A 22073-nucleotide genomic window follows, 5' to 3' on the forward strand; every position below is an offset into this window, starting at 1 on the left:
ACTATTTCAAAGAAAGTAGGGATTATGATGATTTGGACGATTGTTGGATTATTACTATTATTTTGGGTCCTTGGGCTTGTATTCCATATTGCAGGAGGACTTATACACCTTCTACTAGTAGTTGCTGCCGTGGTAATCATCTTTAAATTTATTTCGGGCAGGACAAAAAATAGAGCCTAACGACTAAAACACGTAAAACACGGGAACGGATCTAGTGCTTCTTTTGGAGCATGAGAACCGTCCCCGTACTTCCTTGCTTCCATTATTGCTTTTTAATAGGAGTAACAACGGCAAATAAATTTTCGGCTGGATCGGAGACATTAAATTCAATGATCTTGTATCCATTTCCCCCACCTTTATATTCATTCTTCTTAGTTATTATTAATTGATTGTTATTCATTGTTCATTCTTCCTTTCTAACATTTCTTGCACAGAAGTTACTATATGACGAATGTAAAAATATGTGAATCTAAATTTCAACGTTATTAAGAGAGCCCAAAATTAAAGAAAAAGACTGCCGCAGCAGCCTCTTCTCTTCATTCTTGTTAATTTTGCTTCTTCTGTTGGGCTAATTTTACTTTATCTAACGTACCAGGAGGTTGTTCGAACCATTCATTTTTGATCATGAAATAGGCAATGTCCTTTGTATACTGGGCAATCTCAAAGGATAGCCGCTCATAATTTAAAATTAAGTCACTACGTTGACTTGCAGCAGCAGCAGTAGCATAGTTACCAGTCCCCGATGCTGTTAACAAGCCCATATGGAAAATGATTAATTTATCAGAAAATACCTCTGCTGTTGAATTTGTAATGGCTACATCAGCAGATACAGGAGACTGTGTATTATTATCAAGTAAGATAGAGGTAAAAATTTTCACATGCTTATCAGAAATATCCTTTCCTTGCAGCATAAGTTTTTGGACTTCTTTTCTGGGGGAGGTTTGAGCGAAACTAAGACATAATTTTGCTCCAATCAGGTTATTTTGTATATTCAAATTTAAGTGTGAAAGCTCTACTGTATTTAATGGTCGTTTGTTTGAAAACGGGTTTAAACCCCTAAAATAGCTCTTACTATCAACAAAATCCTTTTGCTTTGGATAATCAATATAAGGTGAACGGATAAATAGGCCTTTTTCCAGGAGAACCTCTGAACTTTCATCATATAGGTCAGAAGTTTGCTGCAGTGCTTTCTTAAAGTATTGCCGAACATCTCTTCTTGCACTCATCGCTAAAAAACCGCTATAGCCCAGCATTCCTGCTTTTGACATATGGTTGAGGTATGTAAGCAAAAATGCATCTGAATATAGTCGAGGAGCATTGAGGTTCACATCGCTAGAAGAAAAGCCGGTGGGAACTGGAATCCCTTCTTGCTTAAAAAGATCTGTTAAAAAGGAAAGGTGGTTAGAGGAAATGCTATGCCCCGTTTCAATTATGAGCCTGACTTTTGGATCTTCCACGATGTTTAGAAAATAGCTTAGAAATTGAATTGCCATACTATCATTTAAATAAGCTGTCCAAATAGATGCTATTTCAGAAGAGGTTAAAGGTATTGTGGTTTTTGACATTACATTAGAACCTCCAAATACTACAATAATATATGTATTATTTTTATTATGATCACTTTTTATTCTTATTGGTCACCAAATAACTTTTATCCTTGATGAAGATCTTCACAAAATCAGCAAAGAAAAGATCCTATTTCAAAAAAGAAATAGAATCTTTTGAATTGCTCTTCCAAAAAAGTTAGTTGGCCAATAACTTTTGAGCCACAATATAACCAGAACCGCCATTCACTCCATGGCCAGGCCATGTAGCAGCACCAAGCATATACACATTTGGAATTGCTGTTTGATGCCCCGGCTGCCCTGGAAGTGGTCTAAACAGATAACTTTGCGCCAAATCATGTGCACCGCCATATGGGTCGCCAGGTCCTGCGTTCGGGTTAAATCTTGCGATCGTGTTAGGCGTAACAACATATTTTCCGATGACAGCACTAGGAATGTTCGGAATATGTTTGCTTACCACATTTAGCACTCGTTCTGTAAAACGCTCTGTTAAATCACGAGTCCAAGTTCCGTCCCCCAGCTCAATTTGGTTGGCCGCATCCCCGCGTGGACGGATTGGCACTTCCAACACCTGTACCCTCATAATTGCCTTGCCTTCTGGGGCACGCGTTGGATCCAAGTTCGTTGAGCAATCTACAGTGAAGGTCGGTTTTGCAGGAAGTAGGTCCGCCATCCCTTGGGCAATTGCCAAAGTAAACCCATCTAAGCCGTCGGTTAAGTGTGGCTGCCCTACCCGGTTAAACCGTTCATCCGGCCACTTGGGCGGTTCACTAAGGGCTAAATGAATCTGTACACACCCGCGGCCATATCGAAACTTTTCTGCTTGCGCGCGGAGTGGCGGCGATATTTCGGTATCTTTTAAGAGTGAGAGATAAAGCTGGTCTGGTGTGGTGGTGGCCACCACTGCCTGCTTGGCAAGGATTTTTCTCCCTTTAGCTGTCCGAACACCTACTGCTTTACCATTCTCCACTATGATGCGCTCGACAAGTGTATTGGTTTGAATCTCCCCTCCATGATCCTTGATTAATTGTACTAAGGCTTGAACGAGTTTTTCACTGCCTCCCTCTGGTGTAGGCATCCCGCCGCCCATCAGTGCCATTGCCGTCAAAGGCACCCAAATACCGCTGCCCACTTCATCCGGAGTACGCCCCAAATGTGTGACCCAGGATGCGAGCATCGCCCGCATTACTGGCGATTTTAGTGCACTAACTGTGTTACGTGCTGTTGTCATCAGTTTGGCCGCAAAAGAAGAATAACCAGCACCACCCTCTTCATGAAGCAAGCGCTTGATAATAGGTGCAGCTTCAGGGCTAGAAAGATCCATGTTAAACAAGCCGAATACATCGTTAACATATGGATTTAATAGTTCAAACATCGCAGCTAAAGCCGCACCATCACCAGGAGCCAGCCGTTCAGCTTCCTCCATTAGCGCATCAAATGCAGTCGGAAGGACAGCTGTCTGTCCATCTTCCATCGAAACCCCTGTAGGGAGGTCTGTATTTAAATAACGTAACCCTCGCTTTTCTAAGTCCTCTCTTAATTCAGCGTAAGCAGGCCCTGTTGTGAAGAGTGGATGTGCCGCTGCATAGACATCATGCTTGAAACCAGGAAGCGTCAATTCCTCAGTGCGAAGAAAACCTCCAGGGCGATCATTTTTCTCTAAAACTAGTACACTACGTCCTGCGCGAGTCAAATAGGCAGCCGCAATTAACGCATTATGGCCGCTCCCAATGAAAATCACATCAAATTTATCCACCAAATCTCTCCTCCAGTAAGCCAAATATAGTTAAAAAGATATTCTGGCATCTGGATATTAAGTACTAATTCTATCAGGATTTTATTGAAATATTTCGTGCTATGTTCTAATTTACGTAGGAAATATTTCCATATGGAAGAGAAATTACTAATCTATTAAAATAAGTAAGAGCATGGATGAAATCAAACTCTTTATTTAACTTCTGCAAAAATAATCCAATAATCTCTTACTTATAGATCTTTTTGATCCACATTTAATTCAATCAAATTACCATCAGGGTCGGCACAGAAAATTTGTGCAAATCCACTTTTACCGTGCGGTTTTTCAAGGATTTCCACTTCATTCTGTTTTAACCATTTAAGAGTATCATAGTAGTTCCCTACTCTAAGAGCAAAATGACCTTCTCTGCTGGATAAGCTTTTATCCTGACGAATCGTCTGTGAAGAGGGATCGACAATCAAGTGGAGTTGCTGCCCCTCTATTTCATACCAGGCACCTGGAAAATCAAATTCAGGACGGCGTATTTCTTTTAAACCTAGAGTTTTCCCATAGAAATCTTTTGCCCTCTCCAAATCTGTTACAGAAAGGCTCACATGATGGAGGGATAGATATTTAATCAAAACTTTTCACTTCTTTCAATTAAATTATTTTAAAATGTTAATCTTCTTAACACTCCCAATAGTTCAGTGTCTATTTGATTTCCTTTTCTATTTTTTCAATAATGGTTTCATAATATCCAGCTGGGTGTGGAACAAATTGTTCTCGTCCAACTAGTTTATCAATCACATGCTTACTGCCATCAGCTTTTATTTCATAACCTGCCACTCGAATTGCGTCTTTGATTCCAGTCCACAGTTCGCGAAAGTCGTTAAAATCCACTTTTACGATCCCTGCCACTTCTTCTTTTTGCAGGATTAATTCATTTATCTCCAGATGACATTTATATAAAAATACATGGGCAATTTCATTATCAATATAATCCCCTTGAATCGAGAAATAATCAATGATTCCTAGTGGCTGTAACTCGTCAAAGGTAAGATTGACACCCAGTTCCTCTTTCACTTCGCGCACTCCATCTTCTATCGTTTCAGCTGCTAACAGGTGACCCGCAGCGGTGATATCGAAGAGTAAAGGATTTTCTTTTTTCAGTTCACTGCGAAGCTGCAAAATGAGATTATCCCCACTAACAAACCAACAATGGAAAACTTCATGCCAATATCCCTTTTTATGTACCTCTTCTCGCGTAGCCACACCCATTTCATTTCTCGCTTGGTCGAAAACTTTTAATTGTTCCGTATTCATCTTGCTCCCCCTGTCACTTTTTAATGGAGATAATCATACGTATTTTTTGCTAGTAGTAAAAAGGTCACGACGATAAACAAGGCCCGTACGTAACCACTTCCTCGCGTAATCGCAAATTTTGAACCGCAAATGGCCCCAACTAATTGGGCAATTCCCATCGTAATACCATAGGCATAATTGACATGGCCCAAAAACATAAACATAAGCAATGCCGAAATATTACTGCCAAAATTTAAAAACTTGGAATTCCCCGCTGCCTTTAAAAAATCAAAGCCAACCATTAAAAAGGCAAAGATTAAAAATGAGCCGGTTCCCGGACCTATAAATCCATCATAAAATCCAATGGCAAAAATGAGGGTCATAAATATCGTTAAGTGCCGGTTTGATAATTTTTTGTTAGTTGATACACTTCCCCAATCCTTTTTGAAGATGGTATAAATCGCTACAGCCGCGAGCATGACCAGCATCAATGGTTTTAGGACCTCAGGATTCATCAAATCGACAGTCCAGGCGCCAATCATTGAACCAATAAACGTTAAGGGAAATAACTTATATACGGACTTGATATCGAGCTTGCCTGAGCGGTAGAACATGATGGTGCTGGTTAAAGAGCCGATGGTTCCGGCTAATTTATTGGTAGCAACAGCTGCCGCTGGCGATAATCCTGTAAATAACAATACCGGCAATGCAATCAGACCGCCGCCGCCAACAACCGAATCGATAAATGCGGCTAAAAAACCAAATACAATTAAAATAACTAATAACGATGGATCTAAATCAAATGGCATCTATTCAACCTTCTCTCTAATAACTATTGAAATAGTAGCTAAAGTTTTAACTATTGTAAATAGTTGTTGTTTCTCATTTCTAAAATTTAAAAAGGTAACAATGGATTTCCCTGTTACCTTTTGTTTTGATATCTCGTTATTTTTCAAAAGAATACGCTCTTTCCACCTTACAAACTCTGACTATATAGTTTTTATACCATTCCTCTTTGCCCCTTTGTTGAGCGATTATATGCGCTGCATGGTTCTTCCATTTCTCGATGGCTTCTAATGAATTCCAATAGGAAACCGTAATTCCTAATTGTGTGTCCCTCGCGCTTTCGATTCCCAAAAAACCCGGCTGTGTCGAGGCCAGTTCCTCCATTGTTTCTGCCATTTTCCCATAACCTTTATCCCCTTCTGTCCGTTGTGAAGTAAAGATCACAGCATAATACGGCGGCTGTAGTGTCTCGCTCATTTTTTATTCCCCCTTTTTTGGTCTCCATAATTTATTTTATATAAAATTTATAACACATGGTCTTTTTATGATTTTTTTAGGATCATGGTCTCTAATACAACTATAATCATATATTTAGATGAGGATTTATTTCTAATACATTTTATATGAAATTAGGTGAGACCAAATGTTTGCTGTTCATTTTTTTGAAAACAAAAACCTCTTGTTAAGCCAACTCCTTCAACGGGTCCCTGACGTCGGGGAAGAATTAAAGATAAAAGGCCGTAAAGGAAAGGTTTCAAGTGTTACCAATGTGGAAGAAAATAAGTTTCATGTCCAAGTAGTCATAGAAAAAGTCACTAAAAGCAAAACAGCCGTCGTGGACCAATCCAAAAAGAGAAAACGGTAATATCTTGCAGGATTCAGTCCACTGTCTCTTTTTATGTAAGAATGTCATTTACAAAAAGGAAAGATTACCCATGAGTGATGACAAAACACCCTTGAATGATGACTCGCTGGAAGACAGCTTAGAGAAAATTATCAAGAAAGAAAAGATAAAACTGGATGCCCTTGAAAAGAAATTAAACGAATTAATGAAAAACCTGGAAAAATATAGGAATATCAATAATCACCAATGATTAAAACCATCAAATTTTATTGATGGTTTTTTCCTCATCATAAGTGCTTTTTCTATTGACCTGTAACCGTTAACATGGTAAAAATACTGGTGGAAACATATTCCTTTTATCACCTTGGTAGATATATAGAATCGAAGAAATGGGGAAACAGATGGAGCAATTACCATGTCAGGACTGCAAAGGGTTGTGCTGTGGTCCAGTTGCTATATCCGAAGTGGAATTAAAGAAAATAAAAAAGAAGATTAAAACTATGCCGAGGAAAACACGTTACAAGTTAGAAAATCAACTCCGCTTCCATGTGACTTGTATTTTTTATGATACGGAAAAAGACCGGTGCGGCATTTATTCTGCCCGTCCGAAAGCGTGCAGTATGTTTGGGTATTATAAGGGCATGACTTGTTTTCGTAAGCCTGAGTTAGCAACGAAAAATCATGATTTTATTGAAGAACCGGTTGGGATTCTTTAGTTTGATTTTACTTGGAAGGATTTTAACATAGAAGATACCAGAGTTTCCTCCATGGAGTGCTCTGGTATTTTTTTGCTTCCATTCAAACTCCTGAGTGAGCTTTTTTCCTTCATTTGTCCAAATGAGGCCGATAGTCGGACACACTCTGGCTTTTTTCACTCCGCCTAGTCCAAGCCAAACCTTCATTTTCTTTTAAAAAAAGCCTATAGCCACCTCTTCAATTCCTCAATAAACCCAACAACCTCTTCCTCTTTCGTTGCCCACGAAGTTACCAAACGGATCGCTGAATGATAAGCATCGACCTTCTCCCAAACATGAAAGGCATAGTTCTTCTCCAATTCAGCAATTAATGTATTAGGGAAAATCGGAAATATTTGATTAGACGGAGAATGTGTCAGAAACTTCACATTAGCTTGCGTCAACGCATCTTGAAGCAACCCTGCCATCCGATTGGCGTGCTCCGCTAACTCAAAAAACAAATTGTCTCTAAACAATTCGAGGAACTGAATCCCTAACAATCTTCCCTTCGCCAGTAGCGCTCCTTTTTGCTTAATATGATAACGGAAATCCTCCTTAAGAGAATCTCGACAAATTACTAAAGCCTCTCCCAACAACGCCCCATTCTTCGTTCCGCCAATATAGAACGCATCAACAAGGTTAGGCAAATCACTTAATTGAAGATCATTTTCCTTCGAACAAAGAGCAGACCCTAGTCTTGCACCATCCATATATAAAAGAAGCTGATTCGCACGACAAAAATCACTTAACTGCTGCAGTTCTTCCTTTTTATAGATCGAGCCGATTTCCGTTGAATTAGATATGTATACAAGCTTAGGTTTTACCATATGTTCATCTGGATGGCCCTCAAGTACGGCTTTTACACCCGCAGAAGTTAGTTTTCCATCTTTACTTTCAACAGAGAGAACTTTGTGGCCTGTAGCTTCAATGGCTCCCGTTTCGTGACCAAGAATGTGGCCAGTGCTCGCGGATATTGCTGCCTCATGTGGTCTTAAAAATGCTGAAATGGCTGTTAGGTTTGTTTGTGTCCCGCCAGTTAACAGATGAACATCCACGTTATTACGGCCCAATTTCTCCTTTATTCTCTCAATTGCCTTTAAAGAATAGTCGTCTTCTCCATATCCTTCTTCTTGAACTAAATTGGTCTCCATCAATGCCTTAAGGATTTGTGGATGTGCTCCTTCACTGTAATCATTCTTAAAGCTGTACATTTTCCGTTCCTCCGTTATTAATTTTCCATTTTTCATTCACCCTTAATCGTACCATAATCCGTCAATTTAAGTGAATACGATTACCCAATAATAGGTTAATCATATCAATATTTACCTCATCCCAGCTTCGAATAGTTCCACACAATTAGGTGACGATATATATGTAACACATTATTTATAGGGAGTGAAGTTCTTGAAAAAAGGTTTAGTCACTTTCGTGTTAGCTTCTACCCTTGTTGGTTTAACTGGCTGTGCTGATAATGCGACCAAAAACAACTTACGAGATGACGTAAACAATGGTATGGATGTACGCAACGTCAGGAACAACAATGATAACCGCTTAAGTGTTCAAAATGTAAATGATCAAGATCATAACCTACGATATTCAAACCGTGCCGGAAGGGCGGTTGAAAAACTGCAAGAAGTGGATTTAGCGCATGTCATCATCCGAAATAACAATGCCTATGTCGCAGTTCGCTTAAAAAACAATCGATTTCAAACGGGTACTGGTACCACAAACAATCGTAACAACATGGGTACAACAGGCATCACTGGTACAAATAATAACTTAGGTACTACCGGTACAAATGGCCGTGACAACCACCTTACTTCACGCGGCGCTGGAACTGGTCTGAATGGAAACTATCCTAGTACTACCGGTGTAAATGCGCTTGATAATACAGCTACTGGCTTAAACCCTGGAGCTGGTGGAACATCAAATACTCGTGGTACGATCGGTATTCGCGGCACTGGCACCAATAATGGCACAACAGGTAACATGAATAATACTTTTACGGGTACAAATGACGGTACAACTGGAACAAATGACGGCACGACTGGTACTAACTTCCGTAATGTGTCTTCACCATTAGATCAAAGGATTGCGGATCAAGTACGTACAGCAGACAAGTCTGTTCACCGTGTCTATGTTTCTTACGACCGTGACTTCTTCCGTCAAATGACCGACTACTCAAATGATTTAAACACAAAAGGCCGTAACCGTAATAACAACATTTGGAACGACTTTAACAATACGGTCAATAACATCTTCCGTTAAATTTTCAGGAAGAAGCATTCTCTTTCCTCCATAGGAAAAGCAATGCTTCTTTCTTTGCCCATTTGCCCGTTTTAACTATCCATTAATTGATCCTTGTCATCAGCTTGTGTTTACCTCTTTTCAGGTATTGTTTGACATCTTCGTTCTGATTGATCCTCCAAATAGAACACTCCCCTCGCAGTGAATTACCTACGAATAAGTGTCTTGCATGCGTTTATATGGAATTATCTTTTCCTATCGATGGTAAAGTTATGAATGATTCCCAAAAAGACAATAAGAGCGATTTATCAACCGCTCCCTCATCTGTTTCGTCTTTTAAGTTCATAAATACGCCGCTTGATTTCCTTTTCAAGATTTTGAAAAAAGTTTTCTAATCCTTTGTTGGCACCGGAATCTAAAACTCGCTTGCCGGCTAAACCTAGTGCCCCTGTAACTTGACCATTTGCCTTACAGGATAACATGGTAGACCCTTGATTTTCTTTAAGCATAAGTAAGCAATAGCCATTCAGCTGTCCCATATTTCCATTCCCTTTAATATGGAGCCGTAAAAGGCTTGGGGCTTGTTCTTCATTTAATCGTATTTCTAGTGTAAATAAGTCTTGGATTGGCCCTATGTGGGTCTCAATTTCCGCTTTATATATACCATTTGATACCATGGAAAAGGACCTGCATCCTGGTAGTGCATTATGAAGGACTTTTTCATTTTTGATATACCTCAAGACCAAGTTTCTTGGTAATTTGAAGTGGTATTGGTACTCGATTTCCACAGTTTCTCCTCCCGTTGCCAGTAGATTATGATTTATTCATATTCATGGTTGGGCGGAGATGTTAAAAGAAACTTTATATATTTATTTACATACTAAATAGAAAAAGGAAAGGTATAATAGAAAAGCTGACTCGATCTATCGTATGTGACGATTTTTCGGAGTCAGCATTTTTTATAACGTTTTCAGCTCATTTGTCCTTATTTCCTTCTTTATCTGGAGTTAATTCTTCCGAGAATTCCGTTAACAAACCTGGTTTGGGTTGTTTTCCTCCCCTAACTGTCGTCTTGTTCTGTGTGCTAATCCGATATCTCATTACAAAGTAAATAGCGGAAAACAAAACCAGCATGACAATTCCAGCCACAAGCCCTGTACCTTGACCGGGAATTAACGGCATGCTTAAAAGAACAATAATTAAGCTAATTAACGCAATATACGAAGTATACGGAAAGCCCTTAACTTGACAGTTGCCTTCCGGTGGGCAGCCTTCCCTTTTACGAAAGCGGATATGACTGGCCATAATCACCGCATAGGTAAAAATCAAGGTGAAACCGCTCGTACTGATCAATACCAAATAGACCCTAGGGAACAGCAGGCCAAAACCTAAGCCTAGAAGCATAGCAAGACCAGAAAAAAGAATGCCGCGATAGGGCACATCTTTATTATCCTTGAGCAATTGCGGGGCATGTCCCTCATCAACTAATGATCGAACCATTCTGCCCAGCCCAAAAATCGCTGCAAGCATCGCTGATAAACTAGCCGAAATTAACACCCCATTGAGGGCGGAACCAGCCCAGCCAATCCCCCATCGATCCAATGAAGCCACCATCGGACTAACCGTTTCATTTAGTGCGGCTGTCGGGATGAGTGGAAGTAGGACTGCTGCGTACAAGATATATAATCCAACAAGAGAAAAGACTGTATAACGAATCGCCTTAGGAATGGTATCACGGGGATTCCTTGCTTCCGAAGCTGCTAATCCAATGATTTCAAAACCTGCATAGGCAAAAACCACGAGTAACATACTTCCGGCTATCCCCTTAATCCCGCCTGGCATGATTGATTCTCTAGTTAACTCCCCTGCCCCTATCGCACTTGTGTGAGGGAGTAAACCAGTGATTAACACAATAGCGGTAATGATAAAAAAGATAATCGCAAATATTTTCACTCCGGATAGCCCACTTACTATTTTCCCAAACTTGTCTGCCCCTAATAAGTTCACTAGTGTTACCCCAACAATAAGAAAACTTCCGAAAATGGCAATCGATAAATGGGGAAACCATTGTCGGAGCAGGATCGAAATGGCGGTAGCCTCACTCGACATCGATAAAACGGTACCTGTCCAGTATAGCCAGCCCACGACAAAGCCAAATCCAGGACCAAGTTCTCGTGCCGCGAAATTACTAAACGATCCAACAGTAGGAGTGGCTACTGTCATTTCTGACAATGCATAGAGGATTAAATAAACCAGGACGCCTGCTAAAATGTAGGACAATAAAATAGACGGTCCAGCTGCATGAATGGCAACGGATGAACCTAGAAAAAAGGAACCTCCAATGACGCTTCCCAAGGCCATCATCGTTAACTGCCACGCGGACAGTCCTTTACTTTTTGTCTCCATTAAACGTTTTCTCCCATACTTTAAATTTTTTGCTTGATACATGACAAGGATATTATTAGCTCCCGTTTATAAATTGATTCGAGAAAGAGACAATTTGAACCATATGTCGAAACAGGATTCACACAAAGAAGCCGCTCAAAAATTTGAGCAGCTCCCTCTTTTCTTATGTTTAACTGATTTAAGTTTACATATAAGTATGTTGATTCGGCGGCTCTGCCAAACCAATGTTTAAGTATTCTTTTTCTAATTCGCTCAGGGACATCTCATACAGATGCTTATTTTTTATCTTATAGACCCCTGATTGGATTAATTGATCAATCAAAATTTGTCTTTTATCGTGGACAGCTTCCTGAAGTAATTCGCTCACCCGAGAAAACCTCCATTCATAGACTTTTATTTTTGACCTTCTGCCCTTTATTATAAATAGTCCTATTTTAAAATATTGTCGAAACCTCATATCATCGTAAACTTTAACCTTATTTTAATGAACGTAACAATTTTGAATATGGACATAATGTTTTTTCAAGATATTTAATCAGATTGTTACATTTGTTCATTTTTGATGGTTGAAAAAATAATTGCTATACTCGTTGTAGATTCAAACTCCCGAGAGACCCGAGGTGAATATCGATAATGAGATATGCAAATTTAGATAGTGTTGAAAATAAAAAAACGTTTAAAGATATGCGTAAGTGGCAAAAAGAAAGAAAATCCAAGATAAAAGATTTAACAAAAAACATTGAACAATCACCTGTGAAAAAGATTCAAGAATTGAATGAAAATAGGAGCAAGACTACCTATACCTGGATTGGCCATTCCACCTTTTTACTCCAGCTAAATGGCGTAAATATTTTAACTGACCCAGTTTGGGCCAAGCGGATGGGTTTTCAAAAAAGATTGACAGCACCTGGTATTGCCTTGGAGGACATACCAGAGATTGATATGGTTATGATTTCGCATGGCCACTATGACCATTTAGATTTTCCAACGTTGAAAAAATTAACAGGCAGCCCTCATTATTATGTACCAGCTGGATTAAAATCACTCTTTTTAAAAAAGGGTTATCAAAATGTAACGGAGCTAAACTGGTGGGAAAGTGCCGAGCATCAAGGCATTTCCATTCATTTCGTCCCTGCCCAGCACTGGACCAGACGGTCATTGAATGATATGAATACGTCCCACTGGGGCGGATGGATCTTTCAAACCGGGCAAGAAACCATTTATTTTGTTGGTGATACCGGCTATTTCACCGGTTTTAAAAAAATTGCCGAGCGTTTTGACATTGATACCGTGTTTATGCCAATTGGCGCATATGAACCAGAATGGTTTATGGCTGTTTCTCATATTAACCCTGAGGACAGCGTCAAAGCCTTTCTGGAGTTAAAGGCGAAAACATTTGTTCCAATGCATTACGGCGCCTATCGCTTAGCGGACGATACCGGACCGGAAGCATTAGAACGTTTATACCGCGCATGGGATAATCAGCAGCTTCCTAAGGAACAATTAAAAGTACTTTTACTAGGCGAAACGGTCATGTAGTTTTATAAGAAGGATGTTTGTTCCACAGCAAACATCCTTCTTTTTTATACCCCTCACGCCTGATACTAAACTGTAATACTCTGATAACACCGCTGATAAAATGATTTGCTACAATGTACAACATGTATTAAGAATAATCAGAAAAATCATGAAAGTAGTGGTGTTATAGTGATTAAAAAGGTACTAATACTTTTAAGCCTGTCAATTTTACTTGCAGTAGGCGGGATTAACTTGTCCAAACATAAGGTTCAAGCCGAATCGTTAGTTGACTTAGATACTCAAAATCATAATGCTGCCCTTCCTCTTACTACCAAAACTACAGAACCAAAATTCCCGAATACCTCCACTCTATCCAACAACCTGGTTCAAGTTTCTCAAGAAATCCAAGAGAATACGGAGGCCATCCAAGCGGCAGACAAAAGTCAAAACGAGCTCCAGGTAGACATTCAAAACCTTGAAAAAGATATTCAGGTAGTCAAAGATCGCCTGAAAAACCGAACTACTATTTTAAAAGAACGCGCCCTTGCCTATCAGCATAGTGATAAACAACTTACATATATCGAAGTGTTGCTTGAAGCGTCTAGTTTAAATGACTTTTTGGACCGTGTGGGTGCAGTGGCAGCATTTGCAGAGGCTGATCAGGTACTGATCGAACAACAGAAAAGTGAGCAGCAGGAATATGCAAGAAAACAAGCAAATTTAAACAAGAAGTTGACATCCCTTGCTGAATTAACAGATAATCTAAAAATAAGAAGAACACAACTTGAAAAAAAGCAGGCAGAATTTAAACAAATGGCACTGCAGCTTGAAGCTTCGCCGTCTCACATCGTTAATCATATTAAAGCTCAAAATGGATACGTACATACAGTTATAAATGCTGGAAGGAAGTATATTGGAAACTCCGTTTATGTGTTTGGCGGCGGGAGAACAGCCTCTGATATCGCCCAAGGACGCTTTGATTGCTCCGGTTTCGTTCACTGGGCATTTTCTCAGGCTGGTATTGAAATTGGACGAGATACCTCTTCCATCAAAAATGATGGCCGACAGGTTTCTGCGGCTAATATGCAGCCGGGTGACCTTGTGTTTTTCGACACATATAAAAAAGATGGTCATGTTGGGATCTATATCGGAGATGGTAAATTCATCGGCTCTCAATCCTCTACAGGAGTGGCGATTGCCAATATGACAAAGGGTTACTGGAAGTCTGTATTTAATGGACAGGTCATCCGGATTTAATGACCACCTTCCCTATCGAATGGAAACCAACTCCTACATATTTCTGTTGTTTTCCTTGCTATAATGGAATATCAGGGAGTGAATGATATGAAGCTTTTAAAATACTTGATTTGTTTGGTATTGTTAATTGGAGTTGGAACCTCCATATGGATTTATTATCCTCATTACCAACTTTACCAGATGAAAAAACATACCGTTAAAGCAAGTCAAACGGACGATCGAGTCTCTTATCTAACCTATTTTAAAAACACAAAAGATGGCACCTTGCATCATTTAGCCTTAGGTGATTCGATTATCCGCGGGGTTGGTGCCGGGCAGAGCGCAAATATGGTGACGCAATTTTCTAATTTGCTGAGCGGACAGACCCATAAAAAGATAGAGTCCGACAACCAAGGGATTAACGGGATTACAAGCAGCGAATTAAATCAGCTCGTACAGACCGGGCAATTTGATGATTCCATTAAGCAGGCGGACATTATTACTATTAATGTAGGCGGAAATGATATCATCCATGCTGCCAAGGGACTCGATCTCCAGTCTGTATTCCAGACCTACGACGAGCTCCAAGCCACTTTTACGAAAAATTTAACTGATATTACGTCCAGAGTAACCAAACTAAATCCTAATGCCACAGTTGTGTTATTAGAATTATATAATCCGTTATCTCCTGACAATCAAATGTACGCACTTGCTGATAAACTTCTGCCAAAATGGAATGTCCATATATACGAAACATCAAACCGACTTCCCTCTTCCATTGTGATAGAAACCACAAAGGTAATTAACGGGGAACACTTACAAAATTTATCAGCCGATGGTGTTCATCCAAATTTGGCAGGCTATACGGCCATCTCCGAGCAAATGATGTACCAATTTAAACATCAATATCGAAAAACGGCAGCATAAAAAACGAAGGAGCATAACTCCTTCGTTTTTTAAAAAATTTAATGCGAACGTTTTCACAGGTCAAATAAAATTTTTATTTACTCTTTTGATTCGAATTTCACTTTTATTACGTCTTCTTTTCAAACGATTTACTCGTTCTTTTTCATAAAAATAATGAACAATAAAGTAGGAAATTACACTTAGGATAATACCAAAAATCGTCATTCCTATAAGCGCATGAAACCCGCCGTGGATCAGGCTTACTAAGCTATGGAAATCACCATGAAGGAGTTTTTGAAATGAAAATGTTCCATTGTGTCCAAGTTTCACCTTCATTGGAAAGATTAGTTTCCCCAATTTTCTGGCAAATGGTAATAGAATAACTGGCAGCAGGGTGAGTTTTCCAATCACATTCCCGATTATTGAAGCTGGTAGTGACCCTTTTGCTAAGCGGACAATGGGTACAAATAAAATATAGATAAGGGAGGCAGACGAAATCACTAACATCTCTAGCCCGAATCCAATTGCGAATCCCAATGATACCTTTTTTGCCCCTCCTGGAGAACGGAGAAGTTTTAAAAAGTTTAACTTAAAAGCACGTCCTAGTCGTTGAATGAAATTATGCTTTTTATGTTTTATGCTCATAAGTTAACCCCCCAACCGAATACAATAAATGATTATAAGTTAATTATATTCCAAATAAGCTAAATAAACCAGAAGTACTATACAGGATATTGCTGGTTTTTTGAATATTAATTAAAAATTAATCTAATAAGGGAATGTTTTCCTAAATCAAGTGGAAACGATACCTTTAAAGGTACTTTAATTTTACATAAGATATTCATGTTATCAAATCATGTTCCGTTTTCAGGACTATTAACCCATCAAGAAGGGAGCTTCACGATAAGGGATCCCTTTTCTTATCCTTAAAAATTTCACAAATAGCTCGTGTACTAAAAAGGTAAAGTGCTAATATTTATTGTATGATGAAATTAAACCTATATTTATTTAAAACAAAGGAGTAAAAACACTATGTCACAAACGTTTAATGCCTTGATTGTGGATAAGCAGGATGAAAAATTTTCGGTTGAAGTACAAAATCTATCTTTAACCGATCTGCCTGAAGGAGAAGTCCTCATTCGTGTTCACTATTCAAGCGTCAATTATAAAGATAGCTTAGCCAGCATCCCGAATGGCAACATTGTGACACGCTATCCATTTGTACCGGGAATTGATTTAGCAGGGGTGGTCGTTTCTTCCAGTGACGATCGATTCCAAGCAGGAAATGAGGTAATCGCTACAAGTTATGAAATCGGAGTTTCCCATTTTGGCGGTTACAGCGAGTACGCGCGGATTCCTGCTAACTGGATTGTTCCGCTTCCTAGTGGTTTAACTATGAAAGAAGCAATGGTCATTGGTACAGCCGGCTTCACGGCAGCACTCTCCGTGCAACGTTTAGAAGAAAATAACGTTACTCCAGATTCGGGCAAGGTCCTCGTAACGGGTGCAACGGGCGGGGTCGGCAGCTTTGCTGTTTCCATTCTTTCAAAACTTGGCTACCTGGTCGAAGCTAGCACAGGGAAAGTTTCAGAGCATGATTATTTGAAAAAGCTTGGTGCAACAGAGGTCATTCCGCGTGAAGAAGTTTATGACGGAAAAATTAGAGCCTTAGGCAAGCAAAAATGGGTCGCCGCAGTCGATCCGGTCGGTGGTGAGCCGCTTGCGTCGTTATTAAGTCAAATTCAATACGGCGGTTCCGTGGCGGCAAGTGGCTTAACAGCAGGGACAAAGCTCCCAACAACCGTGTTCCCGTTCATTCTAAGAGGGGTTAATTTACTAGGCATAGACTCGGTCTACTGTCCAATGGAGACGCGATTAAAAATCTGGGATCGTCTCGCTTCAGATTTTAAACCTGCAAACCTAGAAGCGCTCATCCAGTCAGAGGTTACACTCGAGCAGCTTCCTGAGTTGCTTCCCACTCTTTTAAAGGGTCAGGCAAGGGGTAGAATGATTGTGAGTTTAATTTAGTATTGTGTATTTCGCTGATAAAAATGAAAAATCGCCGAAAAAGGTGTCGAATCGCTGATATATCCTAAAAAAAAACATAAAGAAAGACTGCTCTTTTTCGAAAAGAAGCAGTCTTTCTTTCATTATTTAACGATATTTAGCCAGAATATGATTTTCTATAGGTAGATGTAATTCCTCAATCCCCTCAATCACCAATTTAGCAATATGTTCTGCCCCATATTCCTGAAAATGGGTTGGATCCTTAACTCCTTGAGGGTAATTCGGATATTGGCCGGCTTTTAGCCATAAAAATAATTTCTTTGTATCATCGGTCCCTAGCTGTTGGTATAATCTTCTACTTTTTGCCGCTAAATCAATCACAGGGACGTTTTCCTCTTTTGCAAGAGCCTTCATGGCTTCCGGATAACGGCCGTGAGTATCCAATGCCCTGCCATCGTTTGAAAAACTCATCCGTTGAACAGGTGTGACCAGAATGGGAAATGCCCCTTTTTTCCGAGCCCCATCAATATACTGTTTTAAATAAATTTTATAGGTTGTATTTGGATTAGTGTAGAGATTTGGATAACTAACTTTTTCATCATTGTGGCCAAACTGAATAAACAGATAATCACCCTTTTGAATACTGTTCAAAATCCAGTTTAATCTACCCTCATGGATGAAGCTTTTCGAACTTCTTCCCCGTTTTGCTAAATTCCGGACTGTTACCTGTTGGTCAAGCATGGTTGGAATCACCTGACCCCAGCCTGTACGCGGAAATAGTGAACTTGGATAATCGGATACTGTTGAATCCCCAGCAAGATAGATGATGACAGGTTTTGGTGCTTGCTCTGCCATCGCGGGCTTTGGTGCCGCTGCTGATCTAGTATTAACCATGTAAGCGGCAAAACCGGCTAGGATGACGAGAACTGAGATAAATGTAAGCTTCATGCCAAACCTTTTTTTCAACTTCTTTCCCCCTATAAAAAAAACCACTCATGTAAAAATATTGTTCTTGTAACATTCCCAATCAATCCATTTTTACACCTTTTTCACGTTTCTGTACAGCAATTTAATTCTTTTTTCATATGTTTTTTAGTTCTAAAATAAAAAAGAGAGGCAGAATTCCTGCCTCTCAATTACATTATTCGTGGAAATTAGTACCATCGGTTGTTGCTTTCACGATACCCGCACGAATCACAAAGTCACCGAAGTGCTCATCTTCCTGTCTTTCTTTCGCGTAGCGAGGAAGAATTACACTTAATTCCTTAAGAATTTCTTCTTCGCCGATATTTTCACGGTACATTTTGCTTAGACGTGAACCGTCATGTGCTGCACCTAGATACATATTGTATTTACCAACCGCTTTACCAATAAAACCAATCTCTCCAAGGGCGTGTCTTGCGCAACCGTTTGGACAGCCAGTCATCCGGATGGTAATTTCTTTATCACGCAAGCCGCTCTCATCAACAATCTCTTCTATTTTTGTAATCAGAGAAGGTAAATAACGCTCTGCTTCTGCCATCGCTAATCCGCATGTAGGAAGAGCCACACAAGCCATTGAACTACGGCGGAGAGCTGAATAATGATTGCCGTCTGTTAGGCCATATTTCTCAATTAACTCACTGATTTTCTTCTTTTTCTGGCTTGAAACATTGGCAATAATCACGTTTTGATTACCGGTCAAGTGGAAATCACCAGTATGGACCTTGGCAATTTCGCGTAAGCCGGTCTTTAATTTATAATCTGGGTAGTCAGCCACACGGCCGTTTTCAATATACAGGGTGAAATTCCATTTCCCTTCAACGCCTTTTACCCAGCCGTAACGGTCGCCATTATGATCAAATTTAAATGGCTTCGCTTCTTCCAGGCTCCAGCCAAGGCGGTTTTCAAGTTCAGCCTTGACGTTTTCCAGACCAAGTCTATCAACTGTGTACTTAAAGCGTGCATTTTTACGAACGGAACGGTTACCGTAATCACGTTGGATTGTAATCGTCTTTTCAGCCACTTCATAAAGTTGGTGCGGCTTAACGAAGCCGATCACTTTTGCCAGCTGTGGATATGTTGCGGTATCACCGTGTGACATACCCATACCGCCGCCAATACCTACGTTAAAGCCGATTAGTTTGCCATCTTCGACAATCGCAATGAAAGCAAGGTCTTGTGAAAAGACATCGATATCATTGGATGGCGGAACAGCGATACCAATTTTGAACTTACGAGGCAGGTAAGTTGGCCCATACATAGGTTCCACTTCTTCGAATTCAGGAGTGCCGGCCACTTTTTCTTCATCCAGCCATACTTCATAATAGGCTCTTGTTTTTGGAAGAAGATCATCACTTAATTTTTTAGACCATTCATATACTTCTGCATGAATCTCAGATTGATATGGATTCGAAGCACACATTACGTTACGGTTTACATCACCGCAGGCTGCGATGGTATCCATAAGTGCCGAATTAATTTCCTGTATGGTGCTTTTCATATTCCATTTTAGAATGCCGTGCATTTGCCATGTTTCACGTGTGGTCAGCTTTAAGGTGCCGTTCCCATATTTGTCAGCAAGTTCATCCATAACAAGCCACTGGTTCGGTGCTGCCACTCCCCCAGGAAGTCGGACACGAAGCATGAATTGATAAGCTGGTTCAAGTTTTTGCTTGGCACGCTCGTTGCGAAGATCGCGGTCGTCCTGTAAGTAGCTGCCATGGTGTTTCATTAAGCGGTTATCATCATCAGGAATTCCTGCGCTAATTCTATCAAGCATGACTTCTTTAAGAGTACCACGTAAGTAATTACTCTCAACTTTTATACGCTCAACGTCGCTTGGAGGTCCGTCTGGTGCTTTGAACGTCTGGTTTACCATTTTAAAAATAACTCCTTTCCCTCACAACTCAGTATACATCTCGCTGGTAACGTTTTTGCTGCTGCATGTCGGCTAGGTAAGCCTCTGCTTTTTCGCGGCTCATGCTGCCTTCTTTTTCAATGATGTCGATAAGTGTTTGATGAACATCATGTGCCATGTGCTTCTCATCACCACAAATGTATACGACCGCACCGTCTTGAAGCCATTGGAATAATTCCTTGCTTTGTTCTTGCATGCGGTGCTGTACATAAACCTTTTGGTCAGTGTCTCTTGAAAAGGCTACATCTAGTTTCGTTAATGTACCGTTTTGCAGCCACTTTTGCCATTCAACTTGGTAAAGGAAGTCAGTCACGAAATGCTGATCACCGAAGAACAGCCATGACTTTCCTTCAGCCCCGGTTTCTTCACGTTCCTGCATAAATGCGCGGAACGGTGCAACACCCGTACCAGGTCCAATCATAATAATTGGTGTTTCAGGGTTTTGTGGCAGTTTATAGTTTTCGTTTTGCTGGACGTATACATTGAGGATATCCCCAGGATTAATACGGTCAGCTACTAATGTCGAACAAACGCCATTCCGGAGACGTCCATGTGCATCGTAGCGAACAGCACCGATGGTTAAATGAACTTCATCAGGGTTAGCCGCTAAGCTTGATGCAATTGAATAAAGACGGCCTGGTATTTTTCGTAAAATCGAGACAAACTCTTGTGCCGTTACGTTCCAAGGCGTGTAGTCACGAACTAAATCAATTAAGTCACGTCCATGAATATAGGCTTTTACCTCTTCTTCTTTACCAGGTGCAAGAAGATCCTGTAACTCTATATTTCCTGTCAGGTCTGCTGCTTTTTGAAGAAATGGCTTTGTTAGAACGCTAATTTCATAATAAGAAACAAGCGCCTCTCGTAAGGTACGAACGTCTCCCTGTTTCACTGTTACTTTTTCATCAGGGTTCATATTTAATTCCTTGATTAATAGATCCACTAACTCTGGATCGTTGTCTGGATAAATTCCAAGAGCGTCTCCCGGCTCGAATGTAAGGCCAGAACCTTCAAGTGAGATCTCAAGGTGATGTGTTTCTTTATTTGAGCCTCTGCCGTTCAAGTTGATATTTTCAAGAACTTCTGCTTTAAATGGGTTCGTTCTTGAGTAAACCGATTCGACTGCTGGGTTTACTGTCGTTTGAGCTTGTGCTTGAGTCACTCCAGCGGCCTCACCTAAACTTGCAAGAACTCCTTCAAGCCATTCTGCAGCAGGTTCATCAAAGTCAACATCACAATCAAAACGTGGATATAGACGTGTTCCTCCAAGTTCTTCAAGCCGACCATCGAAGTCTTTCCCTGTTTGGCAGAAAAATTCATAGGAGCTGTCGCCAAGTGCTAAAACAGAGAAATGTAAGTCTTCTAGTTTTGGTGCTCTTTTGCTATATAAGAACTCATGGAAGCTAATCGCATTATCAGGCGGTTCCCCTTCTCCATGAGTGCTCGCAATGATTAGAAGATTTTGAAGCTTTTTTAGATTGTTTGGTTTAAAATCGCTCATGGCGCTGACGGTTACTTGGTATCCATTTGCTTCAAGAGTTTGTGCTGATTTTTTTGCTAAACCTCGTGCGTTCCCAGTTTGAGAACCGTAAAGGATGGTTACCTCTTTAGAGATTTTTTGATTTTCAGCTGGAAGTTGTGCTAATTGGGCTGATGCGGTTCCCAATTGGGAGCCGGCAAGATAGCCGCTTAGCCAAACTTTTTGTGTTTCTGACAAGGTTGGCAGGAGTCTGTTTAGAAGCTCCACCTGCTCCTCTGTAAACGGGCTGTTCAATACCTGAAGTTGCAACTATACCACCTCACATGGAATAAAAAATTATTATTTTAGAAAATTATTGAGAAAAGTCTCTCTAATAATCTAGCATGCCATTTTTTTATGATTCAGACA

Annotated in this window: 24 protein-coding genes; 9 read left to right on the plus strand and 15 right to left on the minus strand. The window is 40.2% G+C overall.

Annotation, left to right across the window (positions count from 1 at the left end):
- The first annotated feature begins 27 nt into the window (after window positions 1-27).
- Window positions 28-180: a lmo0937 family membrane protein gene (locus AAHB15_RS09730; protein WP_141561117.1), complete on the plus strand. Its 153-nt coding sequence runs from the start codon at window positions 28-30 to the stop codon at window positions 178-180.
- Between the two features lie 82 nt (window positions 181-262).
- Here AAHB15_RS09730 and AAHB15_RS09735 read toward each other — a convergent pair whose 3' ends face one another.
- The 7 genes from AAHB15_RS09735 to AAHB15_RS09765 all read right to left on the minus strand — a co-directional run bounded on the left by AAHB15_RS09735 (window position 263) and on the right by AAHB15_RS09765 (window position 5865).
- The gene (locus AAHB15_RS09735) at window positions 263-400 is read right to left on the minus strand and encodes a hypothetical protein (protein WP_176541048.1); all 138 of its coding nucleotides are present in this window, start codon (window positions 398-400) and stop codon (window positions 263-265) included.
- 145 nt (window positions 401-545) lie between these two features.
- The gene (locus AAHB15_RS09740; RefSeq protein WP_144561944.1) at window positions 546-1565 is read right to left on the minus strand and encodes a DUF3231 family protein; all 1020 of its coding nucleotides are present in this window, start codon (window positions 1563-1565) and stop codon (window positions 546-548) included.
- Between the two features lie 178 nt (window positions 1566-1743).
- A complete protein-coding gene (locus AAHB15_RS09745) occupies window positions 1744-3321 on the minus strand; it encodes a phytoene desaturase family protein (RefSeq protein ID WP_342042278.1) in 1578 nt (525 codons plus the stop codon).
- A 230-nt stretch (window positions 3322-3551) separates the two neighbouring features.
- A complete protein-coding gene (locus AAHB15_RS09750; RefSeq protein WP_144561946.1) occupies window positions 3552-3941 on the minus strand; it encodes a VOC family protein in 390 nt (129 codons plus the stop codon).
- Window positions 3942-4011: 70 nt separating this feature from the next.
- A complete protein-coding gene (locus tag AAHB15_RS09755) occupies window positions 4012-4623 on the minus strand; it encodes an NUDIX hydrolase (protein WP_342042279.1) in 612 nt (203 codons plus the stop codon).
- A 20-nt stretch (window positions 4624-4643) separates the two neighbouring features.
- The gene (locus AAHB15_RS09760) at window positions 4644-5411 is read right to left on the minus strand and encodes a TSUP family transporter (RefSeq protein WP_335571263.1); all 768 of its coding nucleotides are present in this window, start codon (window positions 5409-5411) and stop codon (window positions 4644-4646) included.
- Between the two features lie 136 nt (window positions 5412-5547).
- Complete coding sequence (locus AAHB15_RS09765; protein ID WP_335571238.1) at window positions 5548-5865, minus strand: antibiotic biosynthesis monooxygenase family protein; 318 nt, start codon at window positions 5863-5865, stop codon at window positions 5548-5550.
- A gap of 166 nt (window positions 5866-6031) precedes the next feature.
- Between AAHB15_RS09765 and AAHB15_RS09770 the strand changes: the two genes are divergently transcribed.
- The 3 genes from AAHB15_RS09770 to AAHB15_RS09780 all read left to right on the plus strand — a co-directional run bounded on the left by AAHB15_RS09770 (window position 6032) and on the right by AAHB15_RS09780 (window position 6948).
- Window positions 6032-6253, plus strand: coding sequence for a hypothetical protein (locus tag AAHB15_RS09770; RefSeq protein ID WP_144561951.1), 222 nt, complete (start codon window positions 6032-6034; stop codon window positions 6251-6253).
- A gap of 70 nt (window positions 6254-6323) precedes the next feature.
- A complete protein-coding gene (locus tag AAHB15_RS09775) occupies window positions 6324-6482 on the plus strand; it encodes a hypothetical protein (RefSeq protein WP_342042280.1) in 159 nt (52 codons plus the stop codon).
- Between the two features lie 151 nt (window positions 6483-6633).
- Window positions 6634-6948 (plus strand): YkgJ family cysteine cluster protein, encoded by a 315-nt coding sequence (locus tag AAHB15_RS09780; RefSeq protein WP_342042281.1) that lies wholly within the window; start codon window positions 6634-6636, stop codon window positions 6946-6948.
- Between the two features lie 203 nt (window positions 6949-7151).
- On the opposite strand, the gene AAHB15_RS09785 is transcribed toward AAHB15_RS09780, so the two are convergent.
- Complete coding sequence (locus tag AAHB15_RS09785; RefSeq protein ID WP_342042282.1) at window positions 7152-8177, minus strand: threonine aldolase family protein; 1026 nt, start codon at window positions 8175-8177, stop codon at window positions 7152-7154.
- Between the two features lie 193 nt (window positions 8178-8370).
- Between AAHB15_RS09785 and AAHB15_RS09790 the strand changes: the two genes are divergently transcribed.
- Window positions 8371-9234, plus strand: coding sequence for a YhcN/YlaJ family sporulation lipoprotein (locus tag AAHB15_RS09790; protein WP_342042283.1), 864 nt, complete (start codon window positions 8371-8373; stop codon window positions 9232-9234).
- 299 nt (window positions 9235-9533) lie between these two features.
- On the opposite strand, the gene AAHB15_RS09795 is transcribed toward AAHB15_RS09790, so the two are convergent.
- The 3 genes from AAHB15_RS09795 to AAHB15_RS09805 all read right to left on the minus strand — a co-directional run bounded on the left by AAHB15_RS09795 (window position 9534) and on the right by AAHB15_RS09805 (window position 11986).
- Entirely contained in the window at window positions 9534-10001 is a 468-nt protein-coding gene (locus tag AAHB15_RS09795) for a CoxG family protein (RefSeq protein ID WP_342042284.1), read from the minus strand.
- Between the two features lie 187 nt (window positions 10002-10188).
- Window positions 10189-11619: an amino acid permease gene (locus AAHB15_RS09800; protein ID WP_342042285.1), complete on the minus strand. Its 1431-nt coding sequence runs from the start codon at window positions 11617-11619 to the stop codon at window positions 10189-10191.
- Between the two features lie 184 nt (window positions 11620-11803).
- Window positions 11804-11986 carry a Fur-regulated basic protein FbpA gene (locus AAHB15_RS09805; RefSeq protein ID WP_144561958.1) on the minus strand — a complete coding sequence of 61 codons (183 nt, stop codon included), beginning with the start codon at window positions 11984-11986 and terminating at the stop codon, window positions 11804-11806.
- A 266-nt stretch (window positions 11987-12252) separates the two neighbouring features.
- Between AAHB15_RS09805 and AAHB15_RS09810 the strand changes: the two genes are divergently transcribed.
- From AAHB15_RS09810 to AAHB15_RS09820, 3 genes are all read left to right on the plus strand, one after another.
- A complete protein-coding gene (locus AAHB15_RS09810) occupies window positions 12253-13158 on the plus strand; it encodes an MBL fold metallo-hydrolase (protein ID WP_342042286.1) in 906 nt (301 codons plus the stop codon).
- A 231-nt stretch (window positions 13159-13389) separates the two neighbouring features.
- Window positions 13390-14394 carry a C40 family peptidase gene (locus AAHB15_RS09815; RefSeq protein ID WP_335571245.1) on the plus strand — a complete coding sequence of 335 codons (1005 nt, stop codon included), beginning with the start codon at window positions 13390-13392 and terminating at the stop codon, window positions 14392-14394.
- Window positions 14395-14481: 87 nt separating this feature from the next.
- Window positions 14482-15300 (plus strand): GDSL-type esterase/lipase family protein, encoded by an 819-nt coding sequence (locus tag AAHB15_RS09820; RefSeq protein ID WP_342042287.1) that lies wholly within the window; start codon window positions 14482-14484, stop codon window positions 15298-15300.
- A 60-nt stretch (window positions 15301-15360) separates the two neighbouring features.
- On the opposite strand, the gene AAHB15_RS09825 is transcribed toward AAHB15_RS09820, so the two are convergent.
- A complete protein-coding gene (locus AAHB15_RS09825) occupies window positions 15361-15924 on the minus strand; it encodes a DUF2062 domain-containing protein (RefSeq protein WP_342042288.1) in 564 nt (187 codons plus the stop codon).
- 387 nt (window positions 15925-16311) lie between these two features.
- On the opposite strand from AAHB15_RS09825, the gene AAHB15_RS09830 reads away from it, so the two are divergent.
- A complete protein-coding gene (locus AAHB15_RS09830) occupies window positions 16312-17307 on the plus strand; it encodes an NADPH:quinone oxidoreductase family protein (RefSeq protein ID WP_335571248.1) in 996 nt (331 codons plus the stop codon).
- A 126-nt stretch (window positions 17308-17433) separates the two neighbouring features.
- Here the strand turns inward: AAHB15_RS09830 and AAHB15_RS09835 are convergent, their stop codons facing one another.
- The 3 genes from AAHB15_RS09835 to AAHB15_RS09845 form a co-directional block, all read right to left on the minus strand.
- Window positions 17434-18180 carry a rhamnogalacturonan acetylesterase gene (locus AAHB15_RS09835; RefSeq protein WP_446715855.1) on the minus strand — a complete coding sequence of 249 codons (747 nt, stop codon included), beginning with the start codon at window positions 18178-18180 and terminating at the stop codon, window positions 17434-17436.
- Between the two features lie 247 nt (window positions 18181-18427).
- Window positions 18428-20146 (minus strand): assimilatory sulfite reductase (NADPH) hemoprotein subunit, encoded by a 1719-nt coding sequence (cysI, locus tag AAHB15_RS09840; protein WP_335571249.1) that lies wholly within the window; start codon window positions 20144-20146, stop codon window positions 18428-18430.
- A 28-nt stretch (window positions 20147-20174) separates the two neighbouring features.
- On the minus strand, window positions 20175-21974 hold the full coding sequence (locus AAHB15_RS09845; protein ID WP_342042290.1) for an assimilatory sulfite reductase (NADPH) flavoprotein subunit: 1800 nt from the start codon (window positions 21972-21974) through the stop codon (window positions 20175-20177).
- Window positions 21975-22073 lie beyond the last annotated feature (99 nt).

This window comes from Bacillus sp. OTU2372, from assembly GCF_038440275.1.
Lineage (GTDB): Bacteria > Bacillota > Bacilli > Bacillales > Cytobacillaceae > Neobacillus > Neobacillus bataviensis_B.